The sequence below is a fragment of the Mycobacterium sp. NGS59 genome, assembly GCF_059812345.1.
Genome location: NZ_JCALCN010000006.1, coordinates 192,471 through 215,426 on the forward strand (window position 1 = coordinate 192,471; position 22,956 = coordinate 215,426).

Consider the following 22,956-nt stretch of genomic DNA (forward strand, 5'->3'; position numbering starts at 1 on the left):
GGACATGAGGGGTCTGTCGTTGCTGCTACGGCTGCTCGGCGTCGCGGTGCTGTCGATCACGTTCGGTGTGGTGGCGGGGACGTGTCCGGGTGCAGCGAAGGCAGCCCCGTACGAGACCCTGATGGTGCCGTCGGCGGCAATGGGCCGAGACATCCCGGTGGCCTTCCTGGCGGGTGGACCGCACGCGGTGTACCTGCTGGACGCGGCCGACGCCAACCCCGATGTCAGCAACTGGGTCACCGCCGGCAACGCGTTCAACACCCTGGCCGGCAAGGGCATCTCGGTGGCCGCCCCGGCCGGGGGCGCCTTCAGCATGTACACCAACTGGGAGCAGGACGGCAGCAAGCAGTGGGACACATTCCTTTCCAGTGAGCTGCCGGATTGGCTGGCCGCCAACAAAGGTCTGGCGCCGGGCGGACACGGCGTAGTCGGCGCCTCTCAGGGCGGGTACGGCGCGATGGCGCTGGCGACCTTCCATCCCGACAGGTTCGGTTTCGCCGGCTCGCTGTCCGGGTTCCTCTACCCGTCGGAAACCTTCAGCAACGGCGCAATTCTGGCCGGTTTGCAGCAGTTCGGCGGCGTGGACGGCAACGGCATGTGGGGAGCCCCACAGCTGGGTCGCTGGAAGTGGCATGACCCGTGGGTGCACGAGGCGCTGCTCGCCGCGAACAACACCCGCGTCTGGGTGTGGAGCCCGACCAGCGGCGGTGCCAGCAACCCCGCTGCGATGCTCGGCACTCCGGACACCGCAATGGGCAACAGCCGCTCGTTCTACCAGCACTACCGCGAAGTCGGCGGGCACAACGGGCACTTCGACTTCCCGGGCGGCGGCGACAACGGCTGGGGTTCGTGGGCGGCGCAGCTGGGCGCGATGTCCGGCGACATCGTCGGCGCGATTCGCTAGTAGCCGGGTGCAGCGGGTCGCCACGCTGGTGTGAGCGGCGTGGCCGGGTGCAGCGGGTCGCCACGATCTGACTGAGCCTGCGGGCCGGTACCGTGTAAAGGCGGGTGCGGGTAGGGCGCGACGGTGCGCATGCCCCGGACAGCACTCGCCCTCCCGTACCGGACTCTGTTAGCAGGAGAACATGGCCAACACTGCCCGCCAGCGCCGACACAAGCGCCTCGCCTGGTTGGCGGCCGCCTCCATGGCCCTGGTCGTGGCCATGGTCATCGCCGCCGGGGTGATGATGCTGCGCCATCGCGACGTGCCGCCCAGCGCGGTGCCCCCGGGCGTGCTGCCGACCGGGCCGACGACCTCGTCGCAGCACAAGAAGCCGCGTCCGGCTAGCCAGGACGCCTCCTGTCCCGACGTGCAGTTGGTGTCCGTGCCGGGCACCTGGGAGTCCTCGCCGACCGAGGACCCGTTCAACCCCACGTTGCACCCGCTGGCGTTGCTGCTCAAGGTGACCGGGCCGATCAGCCAGCAGTTCCCCGCGAGCCGGGTTCAGACCTACACCGTTCCGTACACGGCGGAGTTTCAACGACCGCTGTCCGGCGACACCCAGATGAAGTACGACGACAGCCGCGCCGAAGGCACCCGCGCCACGGTCAAGGCGATCACCGACATGAACAACCGGTGCCCGCTGACCAGCTACGTGATCATCGGCTTCTCGCAGGGCGCGGTGATCGCCGGTGACATCGCCAACAACATCGGCAACGGTCAGGGTCCCGTCGACGAGGACCTGGTTCTCGGTGTGACGTTGATCGCCGACGGTCGCCGACAAGGTGAGGTTGGTAACAACATTCCGCCCACGCCGCCGGGGGTGGGTGCTGAGGTCACCCTGCACGAGGTGCCGGTGCTGGCCACTCTGGGCTTGACGATGACCGGCCCACGGCCGGGCGGGTTCGGCGCGCTCAACGGTCGCACCAACGAGATCTGCGCCGAGGGCGACCTGATCTGCGCCGCGCCGAAGGAAGCGTTCAGCCCGGCCAACCTTCCGACCACGCTGAATACGCTGGCCGGGGGGGCGGGGCACCCCATCCACGCGCTGTACGCGACGACCGATTTCTGGAGTTCGGACGGGCAGTCGGCCACCCAGTGGACGTTGAACTGGGCGCAGGGCGTACTGGACAAGGCGCCGCATCCCAAGCACGGGTGAGCGGTGTGCCGACAAGGCAGTTAGACACACTCCGTAGCGCGGCGGTAGCGAGCGGGATCAGGCGTACCTTGTGATTTGGTGCGCCGCTACGCGCCCCTTAACATTAAGAGAAAACTAAGAGCATGTGGTTGACCCGGTTGGGTCGAGGTTGGCAGCGACAGACCCCGGCGGGGTGCGGGTCGCGGTCATATCGCGCGCAGATTTTCGACGTCGGCGCCCGCTAGCCCGTATTGGAGTACCCGCCGCAAAGCCGGTGACACAGAGAGTTCGTGACAGGAGAGCTTGAGAAAATGGCTTACCACAACCCGTTCGTCGTGAACGGCAAGATCAGGTTCCCGGCTAACACCAATCTGGTCAAACACGTCGAGAAGTGGGCGAAGGTGCGCGGCGACAAACTCGCGTACCGGTTCCTGGACTACTCCACCGAACGCGACGGTGTCGAACGCGACATCCTCTGGTCGGAGTTCAGCGCCCGCAACCGCGCCGTCGGTGCCCGGCTGCAACAGGTCACCCAACCCGGTGACCGCATCGCCATCCTGTGCCCGCAGAACTTGGACTACCTCGTTTCGTTCTTCGGTGCGCTGTACTCCGGGCGGATCGCGGTGCCGCTGTTCGACCCGGCCGAGCCCGGTCACGTCGGCCGGTTGCACGCCGTGCTCGACGACTGCACTCCGTCGACGATCCTGACCACCACCGAATCGGCCGAGGGGGTGCGCAAGTTCATCCGCGCCCGCGCGGCCAAGGAACGGCCACGTGTCATCGCCGTGGATGCGGTGCCGACCGAAGTCGGCGCGACCTGGCAGGAAACCGATGCCAACGAGGACACCATCGCCTATCTGCAGTACACCTCCGGCTCCACCCGCACCCCGACCGGTGTGCAGATCACCCACCTGAACCTGCCCACCAACGTGCTGCAGACGCTGGTTGCGCTGCAGGGCGAGGAAGGCGACCGCGGCCTGAGCTGGCTGCCGTTCTTCCACGACATGGGCCTGATCACCGCACTGTGCGCGCCGGTGCTGGGCCAGAGCTTCACGTTCATGACGCCGGCCGCGTTCGTGCGCCGTCCCGGGCGCTGGATCCGTGAGCTGGCCCGCAAACCCGGCGAGACCGGCGGGGTGTTCTCGGCCGCACCGAACTTCGCGTTCGAGCATGCCGCGGTGCGGGGAGTGCCCAAGGAGGGCGAGCCGCCGCTGGATCTGAGCAACGTCAAGGCAATTCTGAACGGCAGCGAACCGGTTTCACCGGCGTCGATGCGCAAGTTCTACGACGCGTTCCGTCCCTACGGTTTCCCGGAGACGGCGGTCAAACCCTCCTACGGGCTGGCCGAGGCGACCCTGTTCGTCTCTACCACCCCCCACGACGAGCCGCCGAGGATCATCCACGTCGACCGTGAGGAACTGAACAACCAGCGCTTCGTGGAGGTGGCCCCGGACGCGCCGAACGCCGTCGCCCAGGTCTCGGCGGGCAAGATCGGCGTCGACGAGTGGGCGGTCATCGTCGACGTGGACACGGCCAGCGAGCTGCCCGACGGGCAGGTCGGCGAGATCTGGTTGCACGGTCAGAACCTGGGCGTCGGCTACTGGAACAAGGAAGCCGAGACCACGGAGACCTTCAAGAACATCTTGAAGTCCCGCGTGCCCCAGTCGCACGCCGAGGGTGCCGCGGACGACGGGCTCTGGGTACGCACCGGCGACTACGGCACCTACCACGACGGGCATCTCTATATCGCGGGCCGGATCAAGGACCTGGTCATCATCGACGGCCGCAACCACTACCCGCAGGACCTCGAGTACTCGGCGCAGGAAGCCAGCAAGGCGTTACGGACCGGATATGTGGCGGCCTTCTCCGTCCCGGCCAACCAGTTGCCGCAGCAGGTTTTCGACGACCCGCACACCGGTCTGAGCGCCGACCCCGACGACACCTCCGAGCAACTGGTGATCGTCGCCGAGCGCGCAGCCGGTACGCACAAGCTCGAGTACCAACCGATCGCCGACGACATCCGGGCGGCCATCGCCGTGCGGCACGGCGTGACCGTGCGCGACCTGTTGCTGGTGTCGGCGGGGACGATTCCGCGTACTTCGAGTGGCAAGATCGGGCGCCGCGCGTGCCGGACGGCCTACCTGGACGGCAGCCTGCGCAGCGGCGTCGGGTCTCCGACGGCCTTCGCCACCAACGACTGAAACGAACCGAACAAGGTAAGCAATGTCTGACATCACCGAGTCTCCGTCGACCGGGGGCAAGACCGACCTGACCGTCCCCGAGATGCGCCGCTGGCTACGCGAATGGGTGGGCAATGCCGTCGGCAAGTCACCCGACGACATCGACGAGTCGGTGCCGATGGTCGAGTTGGGGCTGGCCTCGCGGGACGCGGTGGCCATGGCCGCCGACATCGAGGACCTCACCGGTGTCACGTTGTCGGTGGCGGTGGCGTTCCAGCACCCGACGATCGAGTCGCTGGCCACCCGCATCATCGAGGGCGAGCCGGAGCGGGAAGACGACGGCGCCGACAACTCCGACTGGACCCGCAACGGACCCGCCGAGCGGGTCGACATCGCGATCGTGGGCCTGTCCACCCGATTGCCCGGCGAGATGAACTCCCCGGACGAGACCTGGCAGGCGCTGCTGGAAGGCCGCGACGCCATCACGGACCTCCCGGAGGACCGCTGGACGGAGTTCCTGGCCGAGCCGCGGCTGGCCGAGCGGGTCGCCAAGGCCCGCACCCGCGGCGGCTACCTCAAAGACATCAAGGGCTTCGACTCCGAATTCTTCGCGGTGGCCAAGACCGAGGCCGACAACATCGACCCGCAGCAGCGGATGGCGCTGGAGTTGACCTGGGAGGCGCTCGAGCACGCCCGCATCCCGGCGTCCAGCCTGCGCGGCGAGGCGGTCGGCGTGTACGTCGGCGCCTCCACCAACGACTACAGCTTCCTGGCCGTGTCCGACCCGACCGTCGCCCACCCGTATGCGATCACCGGCACCGCCAGCTCGATCATCGCCAACCGGGTGTCCTACTTCTACGACTTCCGCGGTCCGTCGGTCACGCTGGACACCGCGTGCTCCAGTTCGCTGGTGGCGATCCACCAGGGCGTGCAGGCGCTGCGCAACGGCGAAGCGGACGTCGTCGTCGCCGGCGGGGTGAACGCGCTGATCACCCCGATGGTGACGCTGGGATTCGACGAGATCGGCGCGGTGCTGTCGCCGGACGGCCGGATCAAGTCCTTCTCGTCGGACGCCGACGGCTACACCCGCTCGGAGGGCGCCGGCATGTTGGTGCTCAAGCGGGTCGACGACGCCCGCCGCGACGGCGACCAGATCCTGGCGGTCATCGCCGGCAGCGCGGTCAACCATGACGGCCGGTCCAACGGTCTGATCGCCCCGAACCAGGACGCGCAGGCCGAGGTGCTGCGCCGGGCCTACAAGGACGCCGGCATCGACCCGCGCACCGTCGACTACATCGAGGCGCACGGCACCGGCACCATCCTGGGCGACCCGATCGAGGCCGAGGCGCTGGGCCGCGTCGTCGGCAAGGGACGCCCGGCGGACCGGCCGGCCCTGCTGGGCGCGGTGAAAACCAATGTGGGACACCTGGAGTCGGCCGCCGGCGCGGCCAGCATGGCCAAGGTGGTGCTGGCGTTGCAGCACGACAAGCTACCGCCGTCGATCAACTTCGCCGGTCCCAGCCCCTACATCGACTTCGACGCGATGCGGCTGAAAGTGGTCACCGAGCCGACCGACTGGCCGCGCTACAGCGGCTTCGCGCTGGCCGGGGTGTCCAGCTTCGGCTTCGGCGGCGCCAACGCGCACCTGGTGGTGCGCGAAGTCCTGCCCCGCGACGTGATCGAGCGGGAGCCCGAACCGGAGACCGCGCCGCAGGCCGCGGTGGTCTCGGCCGGCGGCGACCTGGCCGACGGGCAGGGTCATTCGCTGCGGTTCGACGAATACGGCGAGATCATCAGTGACGGGCCGGCGGCGGCCGAGGACGACGAACCGGAGCTGCCCGGCGTCACCGAAGAGGCGTTGGCGCTCAAGGCCGCCGCTCTGGAAGAGCTTGCGACACAAGAACTTCCACCGCCGGCGATCCCGCTGGTGGTGTCGGCGTTCCTGACCTCCCGCAAGAAGGTGGCCGCAGCCGAACTCGCCGACTGGATGGAAAGCCCCGAAGGTCAGGCGTCGTCGCTGGAGTCGATCGGGCGTTCGCTGTCCCGGCGCAACCACGGCCGGTCCCGCGCTGTGGTGCTGGCCCACGACCACGAAGAAGCCGTCAAGGGGCTGCGCGCGATCGCCGAGGGCAAGCAACGACCCAACGTGTTCAGCGTCGACGGCCCGGTCACCAACGGCCCGGTCTGGGTGCTGGCCGGCTTCGGTGCGCAGCACCGCAAGATGGGCAAGAGCCTGTATCTGCGCAACGAGGTCTTCGCGCAGTGGATCGAGAAGGTCGACGCGCTGGTCCAGGACGAGCTGGGCTACTCGGTGCTGGAGCTGATCCTGGATGACTCCCAGGACTACGGCATCGAGACCACTCAGGTCACCATCTTCGCGATCCAGATCGCGCTGGGCGAGTTGCTCAAGCACCACGGCGCCAAGCCGGCGGCGGTGGTCGGGCAGTCGCTGGGCGAGGCGGCGTCGGCGTACTTCGCCGGCGGTCTGTCGCTGCGCGACGCCACCCGCACCATCTGCTCGCGCTCGCACCTGATGGGCGAGGGCGAGGCGATGCTGTTCGGCGAGTACATCCGGCTGATGGCGCTGGTCGAGTACTCCGCCGACGAGATCAAGACGGTGTTCTCCGACTTCCCGGACCTGGAGGTGTGCGTCTACGCCGCGCCGACCCAGACCGTGATCGGCGGCCCGCCCGAGCAGGTCGACGCGATCATCGCGCGCGCCGAATCGGAGGGCAAGTTCGCCCGCAAGTTCCAGACCAAGGGCGCCAGCCACACCCAGCAGATGGACCCGCTGCTGGGCGAGCTGGCCGCCGAACTGCAGGGCATCAACGCGACGAGCCCGACGGCCGGGATCTACTCGACCGTGCACGAGGGCCGCTACATCAAGCCGGGCAGCGAGCCGATCCACGACGTGGACTACTGGAAGAAGGGCCTGCGGCACAGCGTCTACTTCACCCACGGCATCCGCAACGCCGTGGACAGCGGGCACACCACGTTCCTGGAGCTCGCCCCCAACCCGGTGGCTCTGATGCAGGTCGGGCTGACCACCGCGGACGCGGGTCTGCACGACGCGCAGCTGATCCCGACGCTGGCCCGCAAGCAGGACGAGGTCGAGTCGATCATCTCGACCATGGCGCAGCTCTTCGTACACGGCCACGACCTGGACGTGCGGACTCTGTTCACCCGGGCGGGCGGCCCCGAAGATTACGCGAACATCCCGCCGACCCGGTTCAAGCGCAAAGAGCACTGGCTCGACGCGCACTTCGCCGGCGACAGCTCGGTGCTGATGCCGGGCAACCACGTCGCGCTGCCGGACGGGCGGCACGTGTGGGAGTACGCGCCCCGGGACAAGACAGACCTGGCCGCGCTGGTCAAAGCCGCGGCGGGCGCGGTGCTGCCGGACGCGCAGCTGACCGCCGCGGAGCAACGCGCGGTGCCCGGTGAGGGCGCCCGGCTGGTGACTACGCTGACCAGGCACCCCAACGGCGCCTCGGTGCAGGTGCACGCCCGCATCGACGAGTCCTTCACGCTGGTCTACGACGCGCTGCTGACCCGCGGCGGCGCCGAATCCGTGCTGCCCGCCGCCGTCGGCGCCGGCACTTCGATCGCGAGTCCCGTCGCGGTCGAGGCGGCGCCCGTCGAAGAAGACGACGCCGAGACCCTCTCCGACAGCCTGACCAACCGCTACCTGCGGTCGGACGTCGGCCGATGGTCCCCGGAGTCCGGGGAGACCATCGCCGAGCGGTTGGGCACCATCGTCGGCGCGGCCATGGGCTACGAGCCCGAGGACCTGCCGTGGGAGGTGCCGCTGATCGAACTCGGCCTGGACTCGCTGATGGCGGTGCGGATCAAGAACCGCGTCGAGTACGACTTCGACCTGCCGCCGATCCAGTTGACCGCGGTGCGCGACGCCAACCTGTACAACGTCGAGAAGCTGATCGAGTACGCCGTCGAGCACCGCGACGAGGTCGAGGCGCTGCACGAGCAGCAGAAAACGCAGACCTCCGAGGAGATCGCCCGCGCGCAGGCCGAGTTGCTCAGCGGCGCAACGCCCGCCACGGCGGCGGCGCCGGCGCCCGACCCGCAGGCCGAGCCCGAGACCCAGCCCCCGCCGTCGGACGTGACCATTCCGCCGCCCCCGACCGACCCCTCGGGACCCGCGGGGACCAACCTCGCGGCGGCGGCCGACGCGCTCAGCCAGGAGGCTGTGGCCAAGGCGCTGAACTCCGACGTGCCGCCGCGCGACGCGGCCGAGCGCGTCGTCTTCGCCACCTGGGCGATCGTCACCGGCAAGTCCGCGGGCGGCATCTTCAACCCGCTGCCCAAGCTAGACGAGGACAAGGCCGCCAAGCTGGCCCAGCGGCTGTCCGAGCGCGCCGAAGGGCCGATCACCGTCGAGGACGTGCTGAGCTCGGAGAACATCGAGGCGCTGGCCGACAAGGTGCGCGAGTACCTGGAGGCCGGCGTGATCGACGGCTTCGTGCGCACCCTGCGGCCTCGTCCCGAGGGCAGCAACGCCGCGCCGGTGTTCGTGTTCCACCCGGCCGGCGGATCCACGGTGGTCTACGAGCCGCTGCTGAACCGGCTGCCGGCGGACACACCGATGTACGGCTTCGAACGGGTCGAGGGGTCGATCGAGGAGCGGGCCGCGCAGTACGTCCCGAAGCTGATCGAGATGCAGGGCGACGGGCCCTACATCCTGGTCGGCTGGTCGCTGGGCGGGGTGCTGGCCTACGCGTGTGCGATCGGGCTGAAGCAGCAGGGCAAGGATGTCCGGTTCGTGGGTCTGATCGACGCGGTACGCGCCGGCGAGGAGATCCCGCAGACCAAGGAGGAGATCCGCAAGCGCTGGGACCGGTACGCCAAGTTCGCCGAGAAGACGTTCAACGTCACCGTCCCGGCGATCCCGTACGAGCACCTCGAGCAGCTCGACGACGAGGGCCAGGTGCGGTTCGTGCTCGACGCGATCAGCCAGAGCGGCGTGCAGATCCCGGCCGGGATCATCGAGCACCAGCGCACGTCCTACCTGGACAACCGGGCGATCGACACCGCCGAGATCCAGCCGTTCGACGGCCACGTCACGCTCTACATGGCCGATCGATACCATGACGACGCGATCATGTTCGAGCCGCGGTATGCCGTCCGCCAGCCGGACGGCGGCTGGGGCGAGTATGTGTCCGACCTCGAAGTCGTGCAGATCGGTGGCGAGCACATCCAGGCCATCGACGAGCCGATCATCGCCAAGGTCGGCGAGCACATGAGCCGCGCCCTGAAAGAGATCTAGAGCTCCGACGACCGAGGCAGGCACGCAGTGACGGGAACAGAGCAGACACCGGTACTTCACACCACCGCCGAGAAGCTCGCCGAGCTGCGGGAACGTCTGGAACAGGCCAAAGAGCCCGGTGGGGAGAAGGCCGCGGCCAAGCGGGACAAGAAGGGCATCCCGAGTGCCCGCGCCCGCGTGCACGCGCTGGTCGACCCCGGCACCTTCTTCGAGATCGGGGCGCTGTGCAAGACGCCGGGTGATCCCAACGCCCTGTACGGCGACGGCGTCGTCACCGGGCACGCGCTGATCGACGGCCGCCCGGTCGGGGTGTTCTCCCACGACCAGACGGTGTTCCAGGGCACCGTCGGGGAGATGTTCGGCCGCAAGGTCGCCCGGCTGATGGAGTGGTGCGCGATGGTCGGCTGCCCGATCGTCGGTATCCAGGACTCCGGCGGCGCCCGCATCCAGGACGCGGTGACCTCGCTGGCCTGGTACGCCGAACTGGGCCAGCGTCACGAGGCGCTGTCCGGGGTGGTGCCGCAGATCTCGCTGATCTTCGGCAAGTGCGCCGGCGGTGCGGTCTATTCGCCGATCCAGGACGACCTGCTGGTCTCGGTGCGCGACCAGGGCTACTTCTTCGTCACCGGTCCCGACGTGATCCGCGAGGTCACCGGCGAGGACGTCACCCTCGACGAACTCGGCGGGTCCGACGCACAGGCCCGCTACGGCAACATCCACCAGGTCGTCAACTCCGAGGCCGAGGCCTTCCAGTACGTGCGGGAGTTCCTGTCGTTCCTGCCGTCGAACTGCTTCGGCAAGCCGCCGGTCATCAATCCCGGACTGGAACCGGAGGTCACCCCGACGGACCTCGAGCTGGACTCGATCGTCCCGGACTCCGACAACGCGGCCTACGACATGCACGAGATCCTGCTGCGCATCTTCGACGACGGCGACTTCCTGGACGTCGCCGCGCAGCACGGACCGGCCATCATCACCGGGTTCGCCCGCATCGACGGGCGCCCGGTCGGCGTCATCGCCAACCAGCCCATGTACCTGTCCGGGGCCATCGACAACGAAGCCTCGGACAAGGCGGCGCGGTTCATCAGGTTCTGCGATTCCTTCCAGCTGCCGCTGGTGTTCGTGGTGGACACCCCCGGGTTCCTGCCGGGCGCCGAGGAGGAGAAGCGCGGCATCATCAAGCGCGGCGGCCGGTTCCTGTACTCCGTCGTGGAGGCGGACGTGCCGAAGGTGACGATCACCATCCGCAAGTCCTACGGCGGCGCGTATGCGGTAATGGGTTCGCGGCAGCTGACCGCGGACTTCAACTTCGCCTGGCCCACCGCGCGGATCGCCGTGATCGGCGCCGAAGGGGCCGCGCAGCTGCTGATGAAGCGCTTCCCGGACCCGACCACGCCCGAGGCCCAGCAGATCAAGAAGGACTTCATCGAGGGCTACAACCTCAACATGGCGATCCCGTGGATCGCCGCCGAACGCGGGTTCATCGACGCGGTGGTCGACCCGCACGAGACCCGGTTGCTGCTGCGCAGGTCGATGCACCTGTTGCGGGACAAGCAGAACTGGGCCCGGCTGGCCCGCAAGCACGGCCTGATCCCGGTCTAGCCCAAGGTTGCGCGAGCAGACGTAAAAGCCCCTAATTCGTGCCGAATTTGGGGGCTTTTACGTCTGCTCGCGGGGGAGTCGCAACGTCCCGTCGGCGAGTTCGTCGAAGCGGTCCAGCGCCTCGTCGGAATCGGCGTCGATCCCGCGCAGCGGCCCGCGATCGGCGAGGTAGCGCCGCACATACAACCGCGCTACCAGCGCCTTGCGGCCGCCGCCACGCGCCTCCCGCTCCCACGCCGCCTGCTCGGTGAGCAACGCACCGGCGTACACGTCGCCGATGAACTGGGCCAGCGGGAACAGGCGCGCTTCGGCCAGGTCGCCGTCCAGCTTCTCCCACGCGGTGATCGCCGCGTCGAGGTCGTCGATCCGGTCGGCCACCAGCGCGGTCGTCGGGTCGTCGTCGGACACCGACACCGCATCGCGCATCCTGGTCAGCAGCGACTCGTGCGCGCGGGTCTGCACGATGCCGCGCCGCACGTCCAGGCACAGGATGTTGTCCGGGCCCTCCCAGATGGTGTTCACCTGCGCGTCGCGTAAAAGCCTTGCCACCGGCCAGGTTTCGATGTAGCCGTTGCCGCCGTGGATCTCGATCGCGTCGGAGGCGGCGGTGATGCCCAGCCGGCACACCTTGAGTTTGGTGACCGGCACCGCGATGCGCTGCCGGATGCGGCGCGGCTGACGGTGGTTGGCTGCGCCCAGGCCGTCGAACACCAGCGCCTGCGCGGCTTCCACGTCGACGATCATCTCGGCCAATTTGCGCCGCATCAACGGCTTGTCGATCAGCGCCGCGCCGAACGCCCGCCGCTGCCGCGCATAACACAGCGATTCGACCAGCGCGCGGCGCGCGTTACCGAGTGCGAACAACGCAATGCCCAGCCGCGCCGCGTTGGTCAGCTCCATCATCCGGCCCAGGCCCTTGCCGTCGGACGGCCCGGCTTCACCCGACGGCTCACCCGAGAGCAGGAAAGCCTCGGCGTCGACGAACTCCACCTCGCCCGAGGCCACCGAACGGGTGCCGAGCTTGTCCTTGAGTCGCCGTACCCGGACCCCGTTACGGGAACCGTCGCGGCGGGTGCGCAGCACCAGGAAGTTGGCCACCCCGCGGCTGGAGTCGGGCGCATCTTCGGGCTTGGCGAGCACCACGAACGCCTCGCCGGCGCAGTTCGACGCGAACCATTTGAAGCCGTTGAGCAGCCACGCGTCACCGGAGCGTCGCGCCGTGGTCTCCAGCGCGCCCAGATCCGAACCGCCGGTGCGCTCGGTGAGCAGCTGCGCGGTCTCCCCGGCCCACTCCCCGGAGTCGAACTTGGCCAGCACGTGGTCGCGCACGTCGGGCGGGGCGTAGGCCGCCACCAACGACTGCACCATCCCGCCGCCGGTGCCCAGCGCGCAACCCATGCCGATGTCGGCCTGGTCGAGCAGGTAGTTCGCCGTGAACATCGGCAGCGACGAACTGAATCCGGCGCCGCGGGCGGCCTGGCGCAACGCCTGCTGGCCTTCCAGGACAACACGTTTGGACTGGATGAACGATTCGGGCATCACGACCCGGCTGATGTCGTGACCCCACCGGTCGTAGCGTTCCAAGCGCGGCGGGTTGCGGTCGGTCTCGTCGGCCCAGCGCGTCACCGGCCCACCCATCAGGGCGCCGATGTCTACCAGGTGGGGCTCGACGACGGCGAGCTCGTCGGGGGTGAGGTAGTAGGCCGTGATGAACTGCAGCGTGGGGTCGGTCAGATACCAGTTGAGACCGGTCGCCCCGCCGTATCGCTCGGTTTGATACCGCTGCGATTTCTCCGGTGTCGAGAACGGCAGCCGATCCACGGCCTCCGACCCGTATGGCGAGTCGTACTGGGTCATGCCGCGACGGTATTACAGATCGGAACTAGACGGGCGCGAGAAATTCCGTGGTGTAGAACTCGCCCGGAATCTGGCTGTTCGGGTTCGGCGACTCGACGATCACCCACACCCCCGTGGTGCCCTGCCGCAGCGGCGCGGTAATGGTCACGTGCCCGACCCCGGCGGCGTCGGTGTCCAAGCCGGCGAACGTGGTGCCCGGATCCCCGGGCCCGCAGGTAGCCGACGACGGCCGGGGCACCTGGATCACCCCGACGTCGTAGTGTCCGCCCCCGTTGTTGGCGATCACCATGTCGACGTCGGCGACGACCGTCGACCCGGAGACACGGAAGTCGGCCGTGCCGCGCCCGAGGATCGTCTTCGGCCGGATCAGCGCGGTCTTGACAAGGCTGTAGTCGCAGTTGCGCAGGTCTGGATTCATCGGCACCCGTGAGGTTGCGGACGCCGCTCCGGTCCCGAGCGTCATCCCGGAGGCGGCCATGACCGTCAGTGTCACTACGGACGTTGCCAACCGTTTCAACGAGCGCATTTGCCTACCATTTCGTGTTGAATGAGCCCGATCCCGAACTGTCTATTGACCGGATTTGCGTTTTTCAACCATCGAGATTCGAAGGCAGACTTGAGGCGGTGGCGATGTTAATCGCCATTCTTGTAAACCAAATGTCTAAGCGCTTCGAAACCAGCTGTTCTGGCCGTTGACCAGCGGATTGTGACACCTCGGCGCGAGGTTGCTTTACCAAACTAACAAAAACCCGGCGACCAATTGGCCGCGCCGTCAATTATTGGTTTTCGGTCAAGACCAGATAGTCGGTAAGCGCATTTCCGACCGCAACGGCGCCCAGCGCGGTGGGGTGCAACGGCACCGCCCGATTGCGCGTCACATACCCCTCGACATAGCGGTCGGCGGGCGGGGCGCACATGTCGTGGCCCCGCGACAGCGGACGGGTGTCGAAGTACTCGATGCCCTTGGCGGCGGCGAGTTGTCGCTGCCGGTCGCCAAGTTCGTCGATCTTGGCCTGCAGATAGTTCGCATCGTGGGGCAGGATGGGCTGCTCGGGATAGCAGCCGCCCGGGCGTATCAGCAACCCGTATCCCACGAAGATGATCCGGGCGCGCGGCGCCCTGGCCCGGACCTCGTCGACCATCGTCGACCACACCGGCACCTGCGCGTCGATCAGGCCGGAAATCCGGTCGACGTCACCCACGACGAACTTGCCGGTGCACGGACGCGGATTCGACGCCTCGACTTCGCAGGATTCGGCGTCACCGGCGAGTCCGACGTCGTTGGCGCCGATGGTGATGGTGATCAGTTCGGTGGTCGTGCTGAGCGCCTCGAGTTGGCGCGGCATCAGGCCGTCCCCGGTCTGCTGGGCCCGGCTGTAGATGTCGTCGGTCGTCGCGCCACTACAGGTGACGTCGCGGAAAGACGCAGCGTCGAGTCGTCGGGCCAGCACGGTGGGATAGTTGTTGGTCGACTTGTGACAGCCCTGGGGTTCGGCCGGTTCCGGCACGCCCGGCGCGGCTGCGAAGGAGTCGCCCAGCGCGACGTAGTGGGACCGCGCGGCCGAACCGGGACCGCCTGGTTGCGGCGCCGCACAGCCGACGCCCAGGCACCCCACCAGCGTGGCGATGCCCAGACGCGTCCACCACCACATGCATCCCAGTGTTTCATCCGGATCCGATGTGCACCCCTGGTGTAATAACCGGGTGCCGGCCGGGATGACGAGGCGACAGTTCGGCGCCGCGGCTGGCGTGGTGGTAGCCGGCGGCGCGGCGGCGTGCGCTACGCAAAACGACCGGTTGGCCGCTGCGCCGTCGGCACCCCCGCCGCCTCCGCCGGGAGGGATCGAGGTCTCGGCGAGGTCCTTGGGCTACACCGTCAACGTCGACAACCCCGGTGGTTCCCCCGGCCACATTTTCTTCGTCTCCGGCACCACTGCCGCCAACCCGGGCAGCGGTGCCCCACACACTTCGATACTCGTCGTCGCCGACCGGCGCGGGAGAGTGGTTTGGCACAGCGAACTGCCGCCCGGGCAGACCGGCGGCAACCTGCGGGTGCAAACTCTGCAGGGCCGGCCCGTGCTGACCTGGTGGCAAGGATTGAAGGTGGGCAGCCACGGCGTCGGCGTCGCTTGTATCGCCGACGAGCATTACAACCTGATCGCCACCGTCACCCCCGGTGGCGATCTGTCGTCGGACATCCATGAATTCCGGCTCACGCCGGACGGGCACGCGTTGATCACCGCCTATCAAGAGGTGACGACGGACCTCACGGCTATCGGCGGACCCAGAGACGGCCGCATCTACAACTGCATCGCCACGGTGGTCGACGTCGCGGCGAAGAAGACGTTGTTCCGATGGGACGCGCTCAGCCATGTGCCGGTCGCCGACTCCCCGGCCAGGTACACCGCGGGGCAGGTGCTCGACCCGTACCACATGAACTCGATCGCGCTGGATCCCGCCGGCAACCTGCTGATCAGCATGCGCGCGCTGTCCACCGTGCTCAATGTGGATGCGCGCAGCGGTGCGATCAACTGGCAACTCGGTGGCAGACACTCGACCTTCGAGTTGGGCGACGGTGTCGAGTTCGCCTTCCAGCACGACGCCGCGATGCCGGCCGCCGACACGCTGACATTGTTCGACAACCACTTCGAAGGCAGCCGCGCCCAGCCCGGCGGCGGAACGGTGCCCAGCAGCCTGAAATGGATCCACCTGGACTTCGCCGCGCGCAGAGCCACTCTCGTCCGCGCGCAGCCACACCCCGGCAACCTCAGCGCCGGCGCCATGGGGAACCTGCAACCGCTTCCCGGCGGGCACACGTTCGTTGGCTGGGGCACCGCGGGTCGCATTTCTGAGTTCGGCGCCGACGGCGAACTGGTCTACGACGCGACGTTGGCCGACGGCACCTACCGCGCGTTTCTCGACGTCTGGACCGGCGATCCCGTCGTGCCCCCGCAACTGGTGCTGACCGGCGACACCGCCCGCGCGATCTGGAACGGTGCCACCGCCGTGCGCCGCTGGCGGTTGCTGCACGGCCCGGACAGCACCACCATGACGCCGTTGACCACGGTTGACTGGGCGGGTTACGACACCCCGATACCACTGCAGGGCAGCGGCGGCGGCTACTACCAGCTGCAGGCGCTGGACGCGGGCGGTGCCGTCATCAACCAGTCGCCGCCGCTGCCCCGCTAAGGCTTGTACCGGATGTGTCCCGGCGACCACAACCCGCTGCGGGTGGCCTCGCCCAGGTCCAGCCGCGCGGGCGGCGCGTCTACCAGCGTGTCGAACTTGCGCAGCGACCCCCAGTCGCGAGCCCAGTCCCGGGACAGATACGTCGCCATCACGTGCGCACGCAGCAGCAGGTCGGTGATGCCCAGCAGGCCGCCGTTGACGCCGTCCTCCCAGGTGTCGGTGTCCAGCTTCTTGGCCGAATAGTCCGGGGTGATGCGGAACCGCGGAATCTCGGTGACGCCGTTGGTGTGCAGCATCGGCTGCTGGCAGGGGAAAGCCAACCCGACCGCCCAGTCCAGCAGCACCGGCTGCGTGGACCCGACATACTCCTGCAGCGACCGCAGCTCGGGCACCCGCGGCGGGGTCACCGCGAGCCAGTCCTCCGGCGTCAGCGACAGGTCCTCGGCAACCACGCGCACGGCGACCGCGTCGGCCGGCATCTTCTCCCGCGCGAACCGCAGGTTGCGCCACGCCTTGGGCTGCTCGCCGTACAGGTCGTCGGGCACCATCCGCCCGGCCGGCACCAACGGCCCGGCGCCTTGGCGGGCGTATTCCAGCACCACGGTCTGCCCGGTCGTGTAGTGATGCAGCACGGAGTTGCCGGTGATCTTGCCCGCGGCGGTGATCACCACCAGCGGATGAGCGTCGTCGAGCTTAGGCAACTGATACCACGCCGAAGTCAGCCTGCTCTGTTGCTGCGCGCCGGTGGTGTAGGTGCCCGCCAGCGGCACCCGGGCGGGGTCGAGCTGGTAGGGCAACGGCACCGTCGAGCCGTTGACGCCGGGCGTCTTCAGCTTGGTCGGGGCGTCCCAGTCGTAGTCGGTGCCGGGCTGGTTGGGCTTCATCACCACCGCCTCGGCGACGGTGTGTTCGGGCACCCCGTTCGGGGAGAAGCCGATGGGACCGGAGCCGCCCAACGGACCCAGCGGACCGTATTCGCCGGGTAGCGGCGTCATGAACCCGTTGTTGGGGTCAGGCTCGACGAGCACGTCGTCGGCCAACCCGCAGCCGCCGGCGAAGGCACGCACGTTCGACCATCCGTTGGAGTAGGTGGGGTACTGGCGCACGATCCCGATGCCCATCGAGGCCACGAACGTCAGCACCATGAAGCCGGCCGCCAGCGCCACCGGGGCGCTGGTCAGCGACCGGGCCAGCCTGCCCTCCCCGCTGCCGCGCGGCGCGAAGTGCAGCCAGGCCGCGTACACCGCGGCAAGCACGAACAGAACGAAAAACATTGTGCTGACCGTGATTCCGGCGATTTTCGGCATCGAGCTGTTGAACGGCACACCGTAGCTGGACACGTACCACCAGCCGTTGGTGGTGGCGAAACACAACGCCAGCAGGAAGAACACCGCCGCCAGGAACGCCATCCGGTTGCGCGACCAGCGCAACACTGCCGGCGACACCAGCACCGTCGTCAGCGCGGCCATCGCCGCGCCCACCGCCGCGAACAACCCGAAGTGGTGCACCCACTTGGTCGGGGTGAACATCAGGAAGAACATGGTGCCGAAGATGACGCCCATCAGCCGCCACGCCGGCCCGCGCGCCACGCCGGGAACCCGCTTGCGGCGCAACATGATGAACACGGCGGTGAACAGGCACAGCGCGGTGATCAGGAAACCGAAGCGGCGCGAGAGCGAGCCATCGACGGTCGGCAGGATCAGGTAGTAGTAGCGCAGGTTCTCGGTGTACCAGGCCTGGCTGGGCCCGATCTTGCCGCGGACCCGGGTGGCCTCCCACACCGTCGACAACGTCTGGTCGGCGAACACCACGGTCAGGATGATGGTGCCGGCGGCCAGCATCGGCGCGAGCAACGGCAACGTCCCGCCGACCATGCGGCGGCGTTTGGCCAGGATCCGCAGGATCGGGCGGCCGCCGGCCACCAGCGCGGCCACCGCGATCAGCCCGGTCGGCTGCACGCCGAGGGTGAACGCCGCGGTGATGACGGCCAGCGCCGCGGGCGTCAGGCGGCTGTAGCGCATCGACCGTTCGATCAGCACATAGGTGACCAGCGAGCCGAGCGCGATGATGCCCTCGGGGCGCAGGCCGTTGTTGAACGGCATCCAGGCGGTCAGCAGCACCATCGCCGCGGCCCAGTTGGCGGGTTTGCTGGCGGCCACCGCCGGGCCGAGTCGGGGCAGCACCTCCCGGGACAGCAGCAGCCAGCACACCAGGCCGGCGAACAGGTCGGGCAGCCGCATCCAGATGCTGGCGTCGCTGACGTGGGTCATCAGGGCCAGCAGGTTGTAGTACCAGCCGAACGGGTCCTCCGGGCTGCCGAACCAGCGGAAATAGTTCGACATGTAGCCGGCTTGGTCGGCGACCCGTGCCATGCCCAGGATGTAGCCGTCGTCGGACGAGTTGGCCCCGATCACGTGCCAGAGCAGGAACGCGAAGATCACCACGCCGTCGAGCAGGGTGAACTTGCGCCAGTTCGCCGGTATCCAGCGGCGCATCCGGTGCCCGTCGAGTTGGTCGAGGCGCCACAACGCGAGGAGCGCGACCAGGGTGGCCACGATCGCGCCGACGATGGCCAGCAGTTTCAGGGTGGTCGGGGTGGTGGAGAAGCGGGTGTCGACGGTGGCCGAGAGCTTCAGCTGCGGCGGCGCCGGTCCGCTGAGGTCGGTGAACACCCCGACGATCTGCGGACGCAGGTTCGGGTCGGGGAAGCCGCTGCGCAGCGGTGCGCCGCCGGGGTCTTTGAGCCCGACGAAATGGGCGAAGGTGCCGGCGTGCGTCGAGGAGATGTCGATGCGCTCGCAGTCCGGTGAGCGCATCAGGTCGCGCGGCACGGACAGGATCACCACGTTGCGGTCGGTGACGTCGACGCGTTTGGCGCTGACGACGACGAACAGCGCCTGCAGGTTGGCGTCCTTGCCCTGCTTGGGTGCCGTGCCCAGGATGACGCCGCCGTCGGCGGGCATGTCGCGTTCAATGCTGCACGGCACCGAGGCTTTGAAGTCGACCGGCGTCAGCGAGATCAGCGGCGACGTCACGCTGTTCAGTTGGCCGTTCTGTGGCCAGTTCAGCATCGCGGTGGTCTGCACGACCGGCAGCAGCGGCGTGGCGACCGACAGCACGAAGCCGATCAGTCCGGCGACGGTGGCCACCCACTTCGTTGCGCGAGCTGGGGGCACCTCCCGCTTCGTTGCGCGAGCAGACGCAAAAGCCCCCGAATCCGCCCGATTTTGGGGGCTTTTGCGTCTGCTCGCGCCAGGCCCGCTCGCGCCGAGGGTCATGGCAGCGCCCTGATCGGTCCGCGCCGGCTCCAGCCCGACACCGTGATCACGCCCTGCTCGACGGCAGCGTCCGGCGCCTCATCGGACGGCACCAGCCGGTGATACTGCTCCACCGAGCCCCAGTCGCGATACCAGTCACCGTCGAGATACGTCGAGATCGTCGACGTCCACAGCAGTGCCTGAGTGAACATGAACGGTCCGCCGGTCGAGGCTGACTGCCACAGGTTCGACGACACCGCGGTCTGCTTGTGGTCGGGCAGGATGCGGTACTCGGGCAGTTCGGCGATGCCCAGATGCTCGGAGAACGGCCGCTGGCACGGGAAGTTAGCGGCGGTGGCGATGTCCATCAGCACCGGGTCCTGCGATCCGATCAGCCGCTGCAATGGCTCCAGCTCCGGCACCCGGGGCGGGGTGAATGCGAACCACTGCTCGGAGCTCAGGTTCGGGTCGTAGGCGACGATGCGGGCGGTGTTGGCTTCCGGCGGTGCCCAGGCGAACGGGAAGCGCAGGTTGCGCCACGCCGGTTGTGGCCCGAGGTCGATCGGGAACACCTCACCGAGCGGCGTGGTGCTGCCATCGGGCTTGGTCACGCCCCACTGCAGCTTCAGGGACTGCCCGTACATGAAGTCGCCGTCCTCCTTGTAGGACCAGATGGCGCCGGCGGCCGAGACCACCACCAGCGGCCGGTCCGGGCGGCGGGCGGGCAGCTGGTACCAGGCCGAGGTGGCGCGGGCGGCCAGGTTGTTCTCGCCGTAGCTGCCCATCACCGGGGTGCGCGCAGGGTCCAGCCCGAACGGCAGCGCCGCGTGCGAGCCGTTGACGCCGACGGGACCCTTGCCGCCGGCGGTGCCCGCCGAGTCGGTGATGGCGGCGTTGGGTTTGTTGGGGGAGGCGTCGGAATTGACCACCCCGGGTTTGCTGACCACCGGGTCGGACTTCAGGTCCTCGCCCACCCCCTCGGGCTTGAAACCGACCGGATTGACCCCGCCCAACGGTCCGTCCGGCCCGAACTGCTGACCCGGAACCGGTTGCAGCATCCCGGCATTGGAGTCGGGCTCGGCCAGCACGTCGTCGGCCATGGCGCAACTGTCGGGCTTGGTGAGCGCGGCCAGGTTCGCCTTGGCGGTGGTGTAGAGCGGATAGCGGAACACCGCGCCCTTGGCCATCGACCCGACCTCGCCCAGCACCATGATCACCGCCACCACCAGCAGCGGAGTGGACGCCAGCACCCGGTTGCGCCGGTTGTTCTTGACCTCGGTGTGACCCGCGTAATCCATCCGGAAGTGGTACCAAGCAGCCAGCAGTCCGGTGCCGATCGACAAGAACAAGAAGATGTACGTCACCGGGAAACTGGCCACCACGGGCTGGATGTCGTACCACGGGACGCCGTAGTTGCCGACGTAGAACCAGCCGTTGATACCCGAGGTCGCCCAGGCCAGCACGAACAGCAGCGCGGTGACGTACAACGCCAGGTTGCGTCGGCTGTGCAGCCCGATCCGCGCCACGCTGAACGCGGTGACCGCGCCCAACGCCCCGGTGAGCCCGGCGAAGACGCCGAACTGAATCGCCCACTTGGTGGGGGTGAACGTGAGCAGCAGCAAACCGATGGCCGTGGTGCCGAGTAAGCGCCAAGCCGGGCCGGTGGCCAGCCCGGGCACCCGGCCGCGGCGCAGCAGCACGAACAGCATCCCGAACAGGCACAGCAGCAGGATCAACCCGGCGAACCGGCGTGCCATCGAGCCGTCGGCGTTGCTTTCCACGGTCAGGAAGTAGTAGCGCAGAAAGTCCTGATACCAGGCGATGGTCGGCCCGACGGTGTACTTGATGCGGGCGGACTCGGCGACCGTGGCCAGCGTCTGGCTGCGGAACACCACGACGGTAATCAGCGACAACGTCGCCGCCAGCACGATCAGCGGGGCCAGCAGTCCGTCGGTGTCGCGCCGGCGCCTGATGGTCTGCGCGACGGCACGGGCACCGGTCAGCAACGCGGCGACCGCAATCAGCCCTTGCGGTGCCAGCGTCGCGGTGAGCGCGGCGATGATGATCGCGACGGCGGCGGCCGCCAGGCGTGCCAGCGCGATCGAACGTTCCACCATCATCCAGGTGGCCAGTACGCCCAGCGCGATTATCGGCTCGGGTCGCAGCGCGTTGTTGAACGGCAGCCAGGCGGCGATGAACACCGCGCCGGCGGTCCACACCGCGACCGGGTTGGCGGCCAGTCCGTTGCTGCCCGGTCCCAGTCGGCGCAGCACACAGCGGCTGATGATCAGCCAGCACGCGATGCCGGCCAGGGTGGCGGGTAGCCGCATCCACACGCCGGCCGTGCTGACAGTGGCCATCTTCGAGAGCAGGCTCAGATACCAGTCGAACGGCGCATCTGTAGTGCCGAAGTAGCGGTAGTAGTTGGCGACGTAACCGGCCTTCGGCGCGACCCGGGCGATGGTGAGGTTGTAGCCGTCGTCGGAGGAGATGGCGCCGATGACGTGCCATCCCAGCAGCGTTCCGATGACCCCGGCGTCGGCCAGCCAGGTCGCCAGGCCGACCCGCCAGATCCGGGACCGGTGCAACCGGGGACGGTACCGGCTCAACCATGCGATGGACGAACGCCAGTGGCGCACCGTGTCGCCGCGGCTGAGCCGGTCCAGCGCTCCCAGCGCACCGATGGCGATCAGCACGGCCAGCACACCCGCAGCCATCGCGAGGGCCTTCAGCGTGGTGGGCGCGAGGATGAACCGGGTGTCGACGTCCACCCGCGCCGACAGGCCGGGCTGCGCGGGCACTTTGAGGTCCGTGAATATCCCGCCGACCTGCGGTTTCTTCTCCGGAGGGAGCTTTCCGGCCGCGCCGGGGATGCCGACGAAGTCCGCCCCGGCGCCGCCTGCGTCGGCCCAGATGTGCAGTATCGAGCACCCGCCGGCGGCGATCGCCGCGCGGGGGGCGACGGTGGCCACCGTGTCCCGGAACGCGACGACGACGGTGTCCTTGTTGGCCCGCACGAACAACCCGTGCTTGCCGGTCTGGAAGCCGTCGGCCGGCAGCGTGGACAGGACCAGGCCGCCGTCGGCCGGCAGGGTGGCGATCGCCGAGCACGGGACGGAGATGTCGATCGCCCGCGGTGCACCCGACACCAGCGGTGCCGTGATCTGGCTGACATCGCCTGTTGCCCGACCGTCCGTGGTGCCTTGCGGCCACAGGATTGTCGTGGTGGTTTGCCGCACCGGCAGCAGCGGAACCAGCAGGCACAACAGCAGGCCGGCGAACCCGGCGACGACGGCTGTCAAACGGGCGATCCGGTGAGATCGCTCAGTACCGTCGGGGGACACGAGGCTCGATCGTAGGCGACGCTGCTGAGCGCTTTTCGGATGCAGGGCCGCGCACGAGTCACTCTCCAGGCCGCGAAGGTGCGCAGATGTTCACCGACACGCCGGTCGGGCCGTACATTTGTGCACGCTCGTGCGCAGTCGCATCGGTCGCCGGCGTCGCATAAT

11 protein-coding genes are annotated in these 22,956 nt (G+C 68.5%); 6 read left to right on the top strand and 5 right to left on the bottom strand.

Features of this window, described 5'->3' with window-relative positions:
* The first annotated feature begins 4 nt into the window (after nt 1-4).
* The 5 genes from AC5Y46_RS09945 (at nt 5) to AC5Y46_RS09965 (ending at nt 11,144) form a co-directional block, all read left to right on the top strand.
* On the top strand, nt 5-904 hold the full coding sequence (locus AC5Y46_RS09945; RefSeq protein ID WP_499943173.1) for an esterase family protein: 900 nt from the start codon (nt 5-7) through the stop codon (nt 902-904).
* Nucleotides 905-1,085: 181 nt separating this feature from the next.
* On the top strand, nt 1,086-2,099 hold the full coding sequence (gene culp6 / locus AC5Y46_RS09950) for a carboxylesterase Culp6 (protein WP_499943107.1): 1,014 nt from the start codon (nt 1,086-1,088) through the stop codon (nt 2,097-2,099).
* 290 nt (nt 2,100-2,389) lie between these two features.
* Nucleotides 2,390-4,279 carry a long-chain-fatty-acid--AMP ligase FadD32 gene (gene fadD32, locus AC5Y46_RS09955; protein WP_499943108.1) on the top strand — a complete coding sequence of 630 codons (1,890 nt, stop codon included), beginning with the start codon at nt 2,390-2,392 and terminating at the stop codon, nt 4,277-4,279.
* A gap of 22 nt (nt 4,280-4,301) precedes the next feature.
* The gene (pks13, locus tag AC5Y46_RS09960; RefSeq protein WP_499943109.1) at nt 4,302-9,542 is read left to right on the top strand and encodes a polyketide synthase Pks13; all 5,241 of its coding nucleotides are present in this window, start codon (nt 4,302-4,304) and stop codon (nt 9,540-9,542) included.
* Between the two features lie 27 nt (nt 9,543-9,569).
* On the top strand, nt 9,570-11,144 hold the full coding sequence (locus tag AC5Y46_RS09965) for an acyl-CoA carboxylase subunit beta (protein ID WP_499943110.1): 1,575 nt from the start codon (nt 9,570-9,572) through the stop codon (nt 11,142-11,144).
* A 57-nt stretch (nt 11,145-11,201) separates the two neighbouring features.
* Here AC5Y46_RS09965 and AC5Y46_RS09970 read toward each other — a convergent pair whose 3' ends face one another.
* From AC5Y46_RS09970 to AC5Y46_RS09980, 3 genes are all read right to left on the bottom strand, one after another.
* Nucleotides 11,202-13,001 carry an acyl-CoA dehydrogenase family protein gene (locus AC5Y46_RS09970; RefSeq protein ID WP_499943111.1) on the bottom strand — a complete coding sequence of 600 codons (1,800 nt, stop codon included), beginning with the start codon at nt 12,999-13,001 and terminating at the stop codon, nt 11,202-11,204.
* A 25-nt stretch (nt 13,002-13,026) separates the two neighbouring features.
* A complete protein-coding gene (locus AC5Y46_RS09975) occupies nt 13,027-13,479 on the bottom strand; it encodes a hypothetical protein (protein ID WP_499943112.1) in 453 nt (150 codons plus the stop codon).
* A 298-nt stretch (nt 13,480-13,777) separates the two neighbouring features.
* Entirely contained in the window at nt 13,778-14,653 is an 876-nt protein-coding gene (locus tag AC5Y46_RS09980; RefSeq protein ID WP_499943113.1) for an SGNH/GDSL hydrolase family protein, read from the bottom strand.
* 64 nt (nt 14,654-14,717) lie between these two features.
* Between AC5Y46_RS09980 and AC5Y46_RS09985 the strand changes: the two genes are divergently transcribed.
* Entirely contained in the window at nt 14,718-16,190 is a 1,473-nt protein-coding gene (locus AC5Y46_RS09985) for an arylsulfotransferase family protein (RefSeq protein ID WP_499943114.1), read from the top strand.
* Here AC5Y46_RS09985 and embB read toward each other — a convergent pair.
* Both embB and AC5Y46_RS09995 read right to left on the bottom strand, forming a co-directional pair.
* Nucleotides 16,187-19,468 carry an arabinosyltransferase EmbB gene (gene embB / locus AC5Y46_RS09990; protein WP_499943115.1) on the bottom strand — a complete coding sequence of 1,094 codons (3,282 nt, stop codon included), beginning with the start codon at nt 19,466-19,468 and terminating at the stop codon, nt 16,187-16,189. The two genes, AC5Y46_RS09985 and embB, sit on opposite strands and share 4 nt — an antisense overlap.
* On the bottom strand, nt 19,465-22,791 hold the full coding sequence (locus tag AC5Y46_RS09995) for an arabinosyltransferase domain-containing protein (protein WP_499943116.1): 3,327 nt from the start codon (nt 22,789-22,791) through the stop codon (nt 19,465-19,467). Before AC5Y46_RS09995 ends, embB begins: the two co-directional genes overlap by 4 nt.
* Between the last annotated feature and the right edge of the window lie 165 nt (nt 22,792-22,956).

Excerpts from the sequence above, each read along its gene's own strand:
- AC5Y46_RS09945 (WP_499943173.1), top strand. The coding sequence starts at position 5 with ATGAGGGGTCTGTCGTTGCTGCTACGGCTGCTCGGCGTCGCGGTGCTG.
- culp6 (WP_499943107.1), top strand. The coding sequence starts at position 1,086 with ATGGCCAACACTGCCCGCCAGCGCCGACACAAGCGCCTCGCCTGGTTG.
- fadD32 (WP_499943108.1), top strand. The coding sequence starts at position 2,390 with ATGGCTTACCACAACCCGTTCGTCGTGAACGGCAAGATCAGGTTCCCG.
- pks13 (WP_499943109.1), top strand. The coding sequence starts at position 4,302 with ATGTCTGACATCACCGAGTCTCCGTCGACCGGGGGCAAGACCGACCTG.
- AC5Y46_RS09970 (WP_499943111.1), bottom strand. The coding sequence starts at position 13,001 with ATGACCCAGTACGACTCGCCATACGGGTCGGAGGCCGTGGATCGGCTG.
- AC5Y46_RS09975 (WP_499943112.1), bottom strand. The coding sequence starts at position 13,479 with ATGGCCGCCTCCGGGATGACGCTCGGGACCGGAGCGGCGTCCGCAACC.
- AC5Y46_RS09980 (WP_499943113.1), bottom strand. The coding sequence starts at position 14,653 with ATGTGGTGGTGGACGCGTCTGGGCATCGCCACGCTGGTGGGGTGCCTG.
- AC5Y46_RS09985 (WP_499943114.1), top strand. The coding sequence starts at position 14,718 with ATGACGAGGCGACAGTTCGGCGCCGCGGCTGGCGTGGTGGTAGCCGGC.
- embB (WP_499943115.1), bottom strand. The coding sequence starts at position 19,468 with ATGACCCTCGGCGCGAGCGGGCCTGGCGCGAGCAGACGCAAAAGCCCC.